The organism is Nocardia sp. NPDC058640 (genome assembly GCF_042716995.1).
In the GTDB taxonomy this organism is placed as follows: Bacteria; Actinomycetota; Actinomycetes; order Mycobacteriales; family Mycobacteriaceae; genus Nocardia.
Genome location: NZ_JBHXRG010000004.1, coordinates 212,294 through 223,959, shown reverse-complemented (window position 1 = coordinate 223,959; position 11,666 = coordinate 212,294). Strand labels below are relative to the sequence as shown.

The following is an 11,666-nucleotide window of genomic DNA, read 5'->3' as shown; positions in this document are numbered from 1 at the left end:
CGTGTGGTGCACAGCACATCCGCAAACAAGATGTGAGCCATCACACCTTCAGACCGCGACACTATGAGCTGAAACGTTGCATCTGCGTTGCATCGGCACCCATGCGCCGGTCGAGCACCCGGATCTTGGCCTCTATCTGCGCATACAGCGGCGAATCACGGTCGACGGTGGACCGGTAGGCAGCCCACGCGGCGGCGTCGTCGCGCCCTTCCGGACACGACGTCCAGCGGCGCAGCACGCCCGCCTCGGGGTTCGCGAGCACCGCGGTGCGCAAGCGGACCCGAAGCTCGTCACGGATGTCGCAGATGCCGGGAGCCGACGACCGCGGCAGCACCGGCCCCGCGTACAAGTTCAATGCCGATTGGATATCACCGGAGTCGAGAGCGGCACGAAGCTCCTCCACATCGGTTGCGACATGCACGCGCAGACGGTAAGGGCGCGAACCCACGACCGCGGCGCCGATCACCGACCGCAGCCGCGACATCGCCGCACGGATCGTGCCGTTGTCCAGATCGGTGTCGTCCAGCAGCAGCGCCAGATGATCAGCGCCCAGACCTTCGGGATGTTCGGTGAGCAGCAGCAGGATCTCGGCATGACGCTGCGACAGCGACACCCGCTCCCCCGCCACGCTTAACTGCGGCTGGCCCAGACCCAGGACATCAAGGCCCAGCCGAGCCTGTTCGGTGTCGTCGCGATCGGGTGCGGCCGGGGCGGCGATGCCCTGACTGGCACGCATCGCCCGCAGCACCAGGTCCATTTCGGCGGCGGTGGCGGCGGCCTTGACCAGCGCCAGGATCTCCGGCTTGGCCACCCGCATCCCGCCGGCAATCATCAAAACGCCGATCAGGCGGCCGTCGGGCTCGTGCACGGGAGCCGCGGCGCCGGTGATCTGGTGCATGCGATGCAGGAAATGTTCGGGTCCGTGGATCCAGGTGGCACGTCCGGTGCGCACGACGAGACCCACCGCGTTGGTGCCGATCCGGCGTTCGCTGAGATCGTCGCCCTCGCGCACGCCGATCTCGGCGGCGGCGGCAACCTGCTCGGGATGGCCGTGCACCGACAGCACGCGACCGAACTGGTCGGCCACGGTCACGATCAATCCGGCCTGCGACGCGTCCTGGACCAGCAGTTTGTCGATCAGCGGCATGAGCGCGGCGAGGGGATGGGCATCGCGATAACGCTCGAGGTCGGCGCCGCGCAACCCGCGACCGTCGATGACGTCGGTCGGATCGACCCCGCCGCGCACACTGCGCAACCAGGATTCGAGCACGAGCGGACGTAGTAGACCGGCCAGCTGGGTCAGCTGTTCACCACCGGCACTGAGATATCCATGGGCCTGTGCGGCATAGGCTTCCAGAGCTCCGAGCTGTGCGCCCGACTCCGATGCCTGCCGTGGGGGGCTCCCACCTGCAAGATTGCTGACCATTTGCCTTTCTTTCCCGCTACAAACTGTACCGGGCAGTTATCGGCGCAACCGCCAGAAATGGGGGTTTGTCCCGCAGGTCACATCGTGGTATCGGATGTCACTTCGTCACACGACCATATGGTCCGCTATGGCGGTTGCGAGCATGACCGTAGTGGCCTGTGGGCCCCGGCGTAGCGGGACGGGGACGATCGACAGGTCGGCGACGGTCAGGGCTTCGATGCCGTGGACTCGGCCGAGTTCGTCGACTACCGCGCGCTCGTCGTCGGCTGCGCCCATGCGGCAGGTGCCGGAAAGATGTTGCGAGGTACCGAGGTTGGTGTGCAGCCATGCATCATCGATGGGGTCGATCCGTCTGCCGAGCAGATCCGCGGTCAGGGCTGCTCCCTCGCGCAGGCGGGCTCGGTCTCGGTCGCTGTGGAGATAGCGGTGGTCGATGCGGGCGGGGACTCGCGGGTCGGCCGAGGCCAGGGTCAGCTCGCCGGACGACTCGGGGTGCATCAGTGCGACCCCGATTCTGCGAAGACCCGGCGTGAACATCCGGGTGTACGGGCGCAGTTCCAGGTCGTCGATTTCCAGGACGTACTCGAGCGGAACGGCCGGCTCGGCGGGCTGGTCGTCGGGGAATTCGACGCCGATCTCGGGGTGATCGGTGCACCATGCGCCCACCGGAGCGGGCTGGACGACCTCGATACCGAGCGAGCGAAGCTGCGCCTCGGGGCCGATCCCGGATCGGATCAGCAGCGCGGCCGACTCGATCGCGCCCGCGCACACGACTATCTGATCAGCGTAGGTTCGCCCGCCCGCCCACTCCACACCGATCACCCGGTTGCCGCGCAGGAGTAGTCGGGTCACCGTGGTGTCGCCGGTGATCGTGAGGTTGGGGCGGTGCATCGCCGGATAGAGATGAGTGACAGCGGGGCCTGATCGCAGACCGTTCGACACCGTCAGCGGGACTCGGCCGAAACCATCCGAGCCGGTCGGCGCGTTGAGGTCCGGGATTTCAGGGAATCCCGCTGCTGTGCACTGTTGCGCGAACTCGGCGCTGAACGTGGTGAAATCCCTGGTACGCGAGATCGGGATCGGGCCGCCTGCTCCGTGGCCGGGTGCCCAGCCGAAATCCCGGTCATCTTCCAGGTCGCAGAAGACGGGCAGCACCGCTTCGAAGGACCAGCGCGGGCCCGCCACCGAGCTCCATGCGGCGAAGTCGGCGGCGGGTGGGCGGATGAAGTAGCTGCCGTTGATCGCACCGGAGCCGCCGATCAGCTTGCCGCGCACCAGGTTTCCCGGGTATCGCCACACCAGTCGGGACTCGGGGCCGACCGGGAGACTCGTCGGGTCGAGCAGTTCGTACGGCAGTTGCCCCATCGTCGGAAAGGCGGGCCCGGCCTCGAACACGTGAACCGAACGTGCCGGGTCCGTGCTGAGCCGGGCGGCGAGCACACAACCCGCCGACCCCGCTCCGACGATGAGAGTGCTTGTCACACAGTCTGATTCAGCGGGGCGAGATGCTCGGCTTGAGCGCTTCGAAACTGCGGGCGCGCAGGGCTCCCAGCCACAGGCCCGTGCCGTAGGCCACGTCGTCGAGACGTTTATAGGCCACATAGCGCAGCGGATCGAGGCCGCCGGAATCGCGATGGGTGAACCAGTCGGCCAGTCCGTCGGCCAGTGCCATGGTGACGGCGATCTTGCGGATGCGGCTCGACGCGATGACGGCCAGCAGCGTCACCGGCCAGTAGTCGCGACACATCGCCGAAGCCAGCCGCCACATGCCGGCGAAGTAGCCGCGGGCCAGGTAGACCGCGGCGATCCTGGTCGGGTTGTCGAGTTCGGTGAACACGCGGCGCAGGCGCACCAGGGCCGTGGCGAGAGTGACGAGTCCGCCGAGCAGGCCCCACTTCGACAGGGTCGCGAACAGCAGACTGGCCAGCACGGTCCACGTCGGTACCGACAGCGGGGAGACCAGACCCGAGTGGCGTTTGCCCAGCGGTGCGGCGCCGGTGCCGTAGAACAGTTTTCGGCCGAACCAGGCACGGAAGGCCACCCGGTGATCGTGGGCGACGTGCGCGGCGGGCTCGTAGCGCAGCCGCCAGCCCGCGCGTTCCAGCCGCCAACACAGGTCGACATCCTCGGCCACCTGCATCGACTCGTCGAATCCGCCTTCGGCCAACAACGCCGCGCGCCGGGCCAACAGCGCCGCGCTGGGCACATACGACACGATCCCGCGCGCGTGCACTGCCGACTCGCGACGACCCAAGTCCAGCGACGAGCGAGTGTGCTCGTAGCGGGCCAGCGCGTTGGATTCCTTGTCCAGCGCCACGATCCGCGGCGCGACCAACGCGACCTGCGGATCACTGAAATGTCCGAGCATGACCTCGAGCCACCCGCTGCGCGGCACCACATCCGAATCCAGGAACGCCACGAACCCCGTTGTCGCCGCCTTCGATCCGGCGTTGCGCGCAGCCGCGGGGCCCAGCGGAGATTCGTGACGGATCACCGTCACCTGTCCACGACCCTGCCGCGGCGGGATGCGCACCGGCTCGTCGGAACCGTCGTCGACCACGATCACATTGTGTCCGCGCAGAACCGCGAGCAGACGCATGAGCCCGTCGGCATTGTTGTACAGCGGGATGACCACGGTGACATCGTCGAGCGAGGGTTCCAGGCGCGGACGCGGGTTGGCCACACCGGAATCGAGCAGGCGGCGGGCCACGATCGCGGACTTGCTGTCGGTCACCTCCAGGTATCCGTCGCCGATCAAGTCGGCGGCCTCCGGGGCCAAGCGCAACATCCGGGCGGGCGACCCACCGATCAGGATTCGACCCCCGGAAAACGCTCGCACCCGTGGATCGATCCGTACCCCGAAGCCGTCGGGCAGACGATCATGGCGCATTCCTCGCATGCTATTCGCACTCGAGCTCCCAGACATCATCACCCCAGAAAAAAGGAGGAAAGTCTGCGGAAAATGCCGCCGTGACCGGTTGCCGGACGCGTCAACAAGATCGGCAGCGCATTTCCGGCAACCGGTTCGGAACTAGCCCAGCGGACTCTCGTTGCACGCCTTGGCCGGTGGACGTTTCACCGTCAACGGCAACGACACTCGCGTCTTCGCGCGGACCGGACGCGAATGGTCAACCGCGGGGCGCGGAATGGTGCGTCCCGGTGCCGTAAGAGCCGCTTCGCCGTAGCCCTGCACGCATTCGGGATCGGGTCCGTTGGCGGGCAGGCCGGTGAAGAACTTCGCAGCCATGCAGCCACCGCGGCAGGAGTCGTAGTGCGAGCATTTCGTGCACGCGCCACCGTCGACCGGTTCGCGCAGTTCCGCGAACAGCGGTGAATGGGTCCAGACCTCGTCGAAACCGCCGTCGGCCACGATGTTTCCGGCCTTGAAACGGTCGTGGATGGCGAACGGGCAGGCGTAGACGTCGCCGACCGGGTCGACCAGGCAGACCACCCGGCCCGCGCCACACATGTTCAGGCCGGGAAGCGCCGAGCCGAAAGCCGACAGGTGGAAGAACGAGTCGCCGGTGAGCACGCCTTCGCCGTTGGCCACGAGCCAGTCGTAGAGCTCGCGTTGCTGTTCGGGCAGGGGGTGCAGTTCGTCCCAGACGTCCGCGCCGCGGCCGGACGGACGCAGCCGGGTCAGGCGCAGGGTGGCGCCGTATTTGTCGGCGATGGCCTTGAATTCGTCGAGCTGGGAGATGTTGTGGCGGGTGGCCACCACCGACAGTTTCGCGTCCTTGAAACCGGCGTTGTACAGGTTCGACAGTGCCTTGATCGCGGTGTCGTACGAGCCGGGGCCGCGCACGGCATCGTTGACCGCGGCGTCGGCACCGTCGAGGGAGATCTGCACGTCGACGTAATCGCTGGCGGACAGGCGCGCCGCGACCTCTTCATTGATGCGAACGCCGTTGGTGGAGAACTTGACCCCCACATTGTGCGCGGTGGCGTAATCGACCAGTTCCCAGAAATCCGGGCGCACTGTCGGTTCGCCGCCGCCGATATTGACGTAGAAGATCTGCATGCGCTCGAACTCGTCGATCAGCGCCTTGCACTGTTCGGTGCTCAGCTCGTCGGGATCGCGGCGGCCCGACGACGACAGGCAGTGCACGCACGACAGGTTGCACGCGTAGGTCAGTTCCCAGGTCAGGCAGATCGGGGCGGCCAGACCGGATTCGAAGCGGTCGATCAGCTTGCCGCCCTGCGGTTCACCGGTGGCGACCAGGGCAAGCGGTGCCTCGGTGACCGGGCCGGGCGCGGGCACGATCATGTCGGTGTCGGCCAGCTGCGCGAGCGCCTTGATGTGCATATCCGAGGCGTCGATGCCCTTGGCGTGCAAGGCGGAACGCACGGAGGGGTGCGCGGGCAGCGAGCGGACCACGTCGACCAGGTCGCGGCTTTTCAGAAAAGACAGCTTGCGGGTGCCGAAGTGGTACAGCAGCGCGCCGAAGGACTCCGGGCGCAGCGAGACCCTCGGGTGCAGCGTCCAGCGGGTGTCCAGATCGAGCATGGTCAGTACACGCCGCACATGCCGTCGATGCTGACCTCTTCGATCAGCGTCTCGGTGACCAGGTCCTCGTCGGATTCGACGGTGGCGGGCGTGGTGTTCTCGGGCATGACTACCTCCAGGTGTGTTGCCGGTCACCTCGGACCTTAACGTCAGTGACTGCCATAAAGGGCGGGATCGGAAAATCTTTCTCTGCGCACACCCAGCCCACACCGGGTGCGAACCCCTCTAGACTTCCCCCGATGGGCAAGGGGCTGATCAGCCCAGTGGCACTACAGGTGAGGCACAGGCTTGCGTAACCATGGTGGGGCGGGCGCTAGTTCGACACTGTCCGAGGCTGAGATCGTCGACGCGGCACTCAAAGTGGTGCGCGAGGACGGTGTCGAGAAGCTGTCGATGCGGCGGCTCTCGCGCGAGCTCGGGGTTTCGCCGATGGCGCCCTATTACTACGTCGCCGACAAACGAGAGCTGCTGGATCTGGTCGCCAGCGCCGCGCTGGTGGGAGTGCGCAAGCCGCCGCGCGAGTCCGGCCCGTGGCAGCACCGCCTGCGCGATCTGATCGATCAGATAGACGATAAACTGCGCACGCATCCCGGCCTGGGCGACATCTTGCTCGAGCAGATGCTCGGCAAGCAGCTCGACCTGATCGAGGCCGTGATGGAGATCCTGTTCGACGCGGGCTTCTCCGACCGAAACGTGCTGGCCGCCTACGCGACCATCCACACCTACCTGTTCGGCCGCAGCAGAGTGAATCCGCGCGACCGTTCCGCGCCCGCGGACGTGCTGCTGCCCGAGGCGGTGGCCCGAGCCACGAAGTACATGTCCGACCTGCGCGGCAAGTACTCCTACGACTTCGGCATGGAGGTGCTGGTCGCCGGACTCGAGGCGCAGCTTGCCCTGCAGGCGCGTCCCGGCCTAACATAAAACTGAAACACGTTCTAGTTTTGCGAAAGAGGACGACATGACCACAGTCGAGGTTCCGCACGGCTCACGATCGGTGGTGCTGCGGGTCGCCGCGGTGATCGCCGAAACCGCGGACACCCACTCCGTGGTCTTCGAGGTGCCCGCCGACCTGCGCGAGCGCTTCACCTACTCCCCCGGCCAGTTCCTGACCCTGCGGATTCCCAGCGACCAGACCGGGTCGGTGGCGCGGTGCTATTCGCTGGCCAGCTCGCCGTTCACCGACGACCTGCCGAAGGTGACCGTGAAGCGCACCGAGGGCGGGTACGGGTCGAACTGGTTGTGCGACAACATTTCCGCCGGTGACCAGCTCGAGGTGCTGCCGCCTTCTGGCGTGTTCACACCCAAGGATCTGGACGCCGATCTGCTGCTGTTCGGAGCGGGCAGCGGGATCACGCCGGTCATGTCGATTCTGAAATCGGCGCTGTCACAGGGTGGCGGCAAGGTGGTGCTGATCTACGCCAACCGTGACGCCGGGTCGGTGATCTTCGCCGATGAACTGCGCGAACTCGTGGGCAAGTATCCGCAGCGGTTGACCGTGGTGCACTGGCTCGAACCGCTGCTCGGGCTGCCCACCGCCGACATGCTGGCCGGACTGGTCGCGCCCTACACCTCCTACGAGGCGTTCATGTGCGGGCCGAAACCGTTCATGGATCTGGTGCACGACGCGTTGGCCTCGCTGGACGTGCCGCGCACCCGCACCCACGCCGAGGTGTTCAACTCGCTGGCCGGTGACCCGTTCGAAGACCACGCGCCCATCGAGGTGTCCGAAGCAGAGGCCGCCGACGCCGCGGTGGTGCAGGTCGAACTCGACGGCCAGGTGCACGAAATGTCATGGCCGCGCAAGCAGACGCTGGTCGACATCATGCTCGACAAGGGCCTCGACGTGCCCTACTCCTGCCAGGAGGGTGAGTGCGGGTCGTGCGCCTGCACCGTCCTGGAAGGCAAAGTGGAGATGGCCAATTCGGAAATCCTGGATCCCGAGGACATCGAGAACGGGTACATCCTGGGCTGCCAGGCGCGGCCGGTGACCGATCGGTTGAAGATCCAGTTCTAACGCATGGATCGGTAGGCGGCGCGCTGATCCGGGTCGAGGTTCTCGGTGGCGTAACTCAACGCGGTGCGGCCCAATGCGGGGGCGTTGCTGTTGAGGAAATCCGTCAGCGCGGCCGGGTCGACGCGTTTGCCTACTTCACGCAACATCCAGCCCAGTGCCTTCTGGATCAGGTCGCGGTGGTCCTCTTTGAGGATCGTGGCCAGTTCCAAGGTGGTACTCGGGTCGCCCGCCTTGATGAAGGCGAAGGTGGACAGCAGCGCCACCCGGCGTTCCCACAGTGAATCCTGTTGCGCCAGTTCGACAAGCAGGGCACGGTCCTTGTCCAGCAGCCAGGCGCCGAGGACGTGTTCGGCGGAGGAATCGACCAGGTCCCAGTTGTTGACTCGGCCTCTCTTCACCGCCGCCAGATACAGATCCACCGCTTGTTTGCGGGCTTTCTCATCCATGGCGCGAGGCTTGGACGCGGCGGCGAAGTGGGCGTTCAGGATGAACAGCGCGGCCAGACGTTCCTCGTGAAAGGGGCTGTCGAGCAGTTCGTCGATCTGCGAAAGCGGCAGCGTCGCAAACCTTTTCGCCACACCTCTGGTAGCGGGCACGCGAATGCCGAGGAAGATGTCGCCCTCGCCGTATTCGCCGGGACCGGTTTTGAAGAAGCCTTGCTGATGATGGGCGTCAGTGGGGTTCGCCAGGTCGGCGAGAGCCTTGCGCACCTGTGTAGCCGTAGGATTTTCGGACACAATGCGCCCCTTCGGGTTCAACTCGGCAGGGCGCCGAGAAGTCTTCCTGATTCGAAAGTCGCCGCACCGGACGGCAATTCGCCCGGCCTGCCACTGGTGCGCACGGTGACGGTGCCGGTGCCCGTGGTGGGGCGGCCCAGTTCGTCCATCTTGCGCACGGTTTGGGCGGCGACGGCCTCCGCGCTGTCGAACAGGCGGACGCCGTCGGGCAGGGCCTCGACGATGGCGTCGATGACCAGCGGATAGTGGGTGCAGCCGAGGACCACGCCTTCGACGTCCGCGGGGGTGCGGGCGGCGGAGTCGGCGATCGACGCGCGGATCGCCGCCACATCGCCGCGGTCGATGGCGTCGGCCAGGCCGTGGCAGGCGACGCCGACCACGTCGGCGTCACCGCCGAAGCGGGCGATCAGATCGGCTTGATAGGGGCTGTCCGTGGTGGTCGCGGTCGCCCACACCGCCACCGACCGGCACTGGGCCGCGGCCGGCTTGATCGCGGGCACGGTACCGATCACCGGCACCGACTCCCCGACTGCGGCCCGCGCGTACTCCAGCGACGTGACGCTTGCGGTATTGCACGGCAGCACGATCACCTCGGCGCCGAGTTCGACCGCCTGCCGTGCCGTGGCGACCACCCGGTCGACCACCCACTGCTCGGGCTTGGGCCCCCACGGTGCGTTGTCGGGGTCGAGCATCAGCAGCAGATCGACATCGGGTCGCAGCTTGCGCAACCACGCAGCAGTAGGCAGCAGGCCGAGGCCGGAATCGATGAGCGCGACGATCACAGTGTCCACCGTATTACAGGGCCACACCGTGACCACCATTCGCGCTGTTGGTCAGATGATCACCAGGCTGTGAGGGATTTTCGCTCTCGCGCGATGTTTGCGTGAAAGCCTGGTGATCACTTGACCATCAGCTGATCGCGGACAGCAGGTCGGCGACCGGGGTGGGGGTGGCCAGTTTGGCGCGCAATTTCATCACCTGGGCGGTCATGCCCGCGCCGATGACGGCGGTGAGGATGCCGTCGCGGGAGTAGTAGGCGAGGAATTTGCGGCCGTCGTCGGTGACGATGGTGACGTCGTCGGTGGCGGAGGGGGTGCCCAGCGCCTGGATCTTCACGTCGTACTGGTCGCTCCAGAAGTACGGGACGCGGGCCATGGTCGGGGGTGCGCCGCCGAGCAGGGCGGTGACCACCAGTTTTGCCTGCTCGCCCGCGCTGCTCCAATGTTCCACGCGCTTGCGGGTGCCGTCGTGCTGCCAGGCGGCCACGTCGCCGACGGCCCAGACGGCGTCGGCGTTCGTCCGACCCACCTCGTCGGCGATCACGCCACCACCATCGGCCTTCTCGGCCAGTTCGATGCCCGAGTCGGCGAGGAAGTCGGTGACCGGGACCGAACCGACACCGACCACCACCAGGTCGGCGTCGATCTCGGTGCCGTCGGTGAGCACGGCGCCGCACACGCGGCCCGCCTCGTCGGCACGCAGGGTGTCGACACCGACGCCACAGCGCAGATCGACCCCTTCGTCGCCGTGCATGCGCGCGACCAGGCCGCCGATCTGCTCGCCGAGCACCGAGGCCAGCGGGGTCGGCTGGGGTTCCACCAGGGTGACCTCGACCCCGGCGGACCGGAAGCTGGCGGCCAGTTCACAACCGATGAAACCGGCACCGATGATCACCGCGCGGTTCGCACCGGCCAACTCAGCGCGCAGGGTTTCGGCGTCCTCGTGCGCACGCAGCACGTGCACACCCGCCACCTCGGGCAGGCCGGGAATCCGGCGCGGCCGCAGACCGGTCGCGATGATCAGCTGGTCGTACTCGACGGTGCTGCCATCGGCGAGGGTGATCGCGCGCCCGGCGGTATCCACCCCGGTCACCGCGGTACCGAGACGAAGCTCGATGTTCTTGTCCGCGTAGAACTCCGGCGGACGCAGCGCCGTGTCATCGGTCTCCCCGCGCACGAACTGCTTCGACAACGGCGGCCGATCATAAGGCGGCCGCGACTCGTCCCCGAGCAACACCACCCGACCCTCATACCCCGCCCGACGCAGTTCCTCCGCCGTCCGCAGGCCTGCCAGCCCCGCTCCGACGATCACGATGGGCGCACTCATATGTGTCCTCTCGGCCCGCGCGGTCACCGACCGCACCACGCCATGCTCTGCTGTGTCGCGGACCACTACGGCCCTAGATGTTTGTACCAGGGCAACGGCCCAGCTGTGCTGCCCACGTCGTAACCAGACGCCGCGACCACCGACCGCCTCAGATGCAGATTCCGGGTCAGACAGATTCAACGAGGTCGGTGACATCCGGATGTGTGGCAACCAGGCCTTTGTCGAAGGTAACCAACCGTCCCCGATTCGACCGCGCCAGCGCGGCTAGATACGCGTCGGTCACCTGACGATGCCCGATGACGCTCCCCATCTCGACTCCCGCAAACGGAATCGAGTCCGGCCAGAATTCGTGCCGCTCGTGCCGCGAAAGACCTTCGAGGGCCTTCAACGCGGCACCGGAAGTCTGCCCTTCACGCAGAAGTAGCCGCAAGAGACTGCCTTCAGTGATCGGACAGGTTGCGAACTTGACCGACGACCCTGCGAACCATTCCTCGGCCGCATCATGATGCGAGTGATCGGTAACGACCAGCGCGATCAGCACATTGGCATCGAGCAGCGCAGTCACTCATCCTCCAGCGAACGAACGTCCTCCGAGGTGACAACCTTCCCCAGCGTGATCGTCGGGAGCCCGGTCCGCTCACTCTCGGACACGACACCTTGGCAACCCTGACCACCCTGGTTGAGACCACGACGCACGAGGAGCGCGACAGTCTGATTGAAGCTGCGGCGCGAGTCGCGCGCGATGGCCATGGCCTGAGCGTGCAGGTCGTCGGGAAGATCGATCGTCGTGCGCATGACAACGAGAATAGCATCACTCGCATCATGATGATATGAGATGAGGAGACCGACCGGTGGCGCCGCACTGGCGACGCCACC

12 protein-coding genes are annotated in these 11,666 nt (G+C 66.6%); 2 read left to right on the top strand and 10 right to left on the bottom strand.

Translation table 11 applies throughout. The features are described 5' to 3' along the window. Positions 1-61 precede the first annotated feature (61 nt). From ACFWU5_RS09095 to mftA, 5 genes are all read right to left on the bottom strand, one after another. Positions 62-1,426, bottom strand: coding sequence for a GAF domain-containing protein (locus tag ACFWU5_RS09095; protein WP_379239712.1), 1,365 nt, complete (start codon positions 1,424-1,426; stop codon positions 62-64). Between the two features lie 105 nt (positions 1,427-1,531). Further along, positions 1,532-2,908 carry a mycofactocin system GMC family oxidoreductase MftG gene (mftG, locus tag ACFWU5_RS09090; protein WP_379266675.1) on the bottom strand — a complete coding sequence of 459 codons (1,377 nt, stop codon included), beginning with the start codon at positions 2,906-2,908 and terminating at the stop codon, positions 1,532-1,534. A 10-nt stretch (positions 2,909-2,918) separates the two neighbouring features. Next, positions 2,919-4,316 (bottom strand): mycofactocin biosynthesis glycosyltransferase MftF, encoded by a 1,398-nt coding sequence (mftF, locus tag ACFWU5_RS09085; RefSeq protein ID WP_379239706.1) that lies wholly within the window; start codon positions 4,314-4,316, stop codon positions 2,919-2,921. Positions 4,317-4,457: 141 nt separating this feature from the next. Continuing rightward, on the bottom strand, positions 4,458-5,933 hold the full coding sequence (gene mftC / locus ACFWU5_RS09080; RefSeq protein WP_379266711.1) for a mycofactocin radical SAM maturase: 1,476 nt from the start codon (positions 5,931-5,933) through the stop codon (positions 4,458-4,460). Positions 5,934-5,935: 2 nt separating this feature from the next. Next, positions 5,936-6,040 (bottom strand): mycofactocin precursor MftA, encoded by a 105-nt coding sequence (mftA, locus tag ACFWU5_RS09075; RefSeq protein ID WP_101468422.1) that lies wholly within the window; start codon positions 6,038-6,040, stop codon positions 5,936-5,938. A 181-nt stretch (positions 6,041-6,221) separates the two neighbouring features. Here mftA and mftR2 point away from each other — a divergent pair, with 181 nt between their 5' ends. Both mftR2 and ACFWU5_RS09065 read left to right on the top strand, forming a co-directional pair. After that, the gene (gene mftR2, locus ACFWU5_RS09070) at positions 6,222-6,854 is read left to right on the top strand and encodes a mycofactocin system transcriptional regulator MftR2 (protein ID WP_379239705.1); all 633 of its coding nucleotides are present in this window, start codon (positions 6,222-6,224) and stop codon (positions 6,852-6,854) included. Between the two features lie 37 nt (positions 6,855-6,891). Then, positions 6,892-7,947 carry a 2Fe-2S iron-sulfur cluster-binding protein gene (locus tag ACFWU5_RS09065; RefSeq protein WP_379239704.1) on the top strand — a complete coding sequence of 352 codons (1,056 nt, stop codon included), beginning with the start codon at positions 6,892-6,894 and terminating at the stop codon, positions 7,945-7,947. Here the strand turns inward: ACFWU5_RS09065 and ACFWU5_RS09060 are convergent. The 5 genes from ACFWU5_RS09060 to ACFWU5_RS09040 all read right to left on the bottom strand — a co-directional run bounded on the left by ACFWU5_RS09060 (position 7,944) and on the right by ACFWU5_RS09040 (position 11,585). Next, on the bottom strand, positions 7,944-8,684 hold the full coding sequence (locus tag ACFWU5_RS09060; protein WP_379239703.1) for a DNA alkylation repair protein: 741 nt from the start codon (positions 8,682-8,684) through the stop codon (positions 7,944-7,946). The two genes, ACFWU5_RS09065 and ACFWU5_RS09060, sit on opposite strands and share 4 nt — an antisense overlap. Positions 8,685-8,701: 17 nt before the next feature. Next, a complete protein-coding gene (locus ACFWU5_RS09055) occupies positions 8,702-9,466 on the bottom strand; it encodes a glutamate racemase (RefSeq protein ID WP_379239702.1) in 765 nt (254 codons plus the stop codon). 127 nt (positions 9,467-9,593) lie between these two features. Beyond that, positions 9,594-10,790, bottom strand: coding sequence for an NAD(P)/FAD-dependent oxidoreductase (locus ACFWU5_RS09050; RefSeq protein WP_379266674.1), 1,197 nt, complete (start codon positions 10,788-10,790; stop codon positions 9,594-9,596). Positions 10,791-10,956: 166 nt separating this feature from the next. Then, complete coding sequence (locus tag ACFWU5_RS09045; protein WP_379266673.1) at positions 10,957-11,355, bottom strand: TA system VapC family ribonuclease toxin; 399 nt, start codon at positions 11,353-11,355, stop codon at positions 10,957-10,959. Continuing rightward, positions 11,352-11,585 carry an antitoxin gene (locus ACFWU5_RS09040; RefSeq protein ID WP_379233171.1) on the bottom strand — a complete coding sequence of 78 codons (234 nt, stop codon included), beginning with the start codon at positions 11,583-11,585 and terminating at the stop codon, positions 11,352-11,354. The genes ACFWU5_RS09045 and ACFWU5_RS09040 overlap by 4 nt, the downstream gene beginning before the upstream one ends. Between the last annotated feature and the right edge of the window lie 81 nt (positions 11,586-11,666).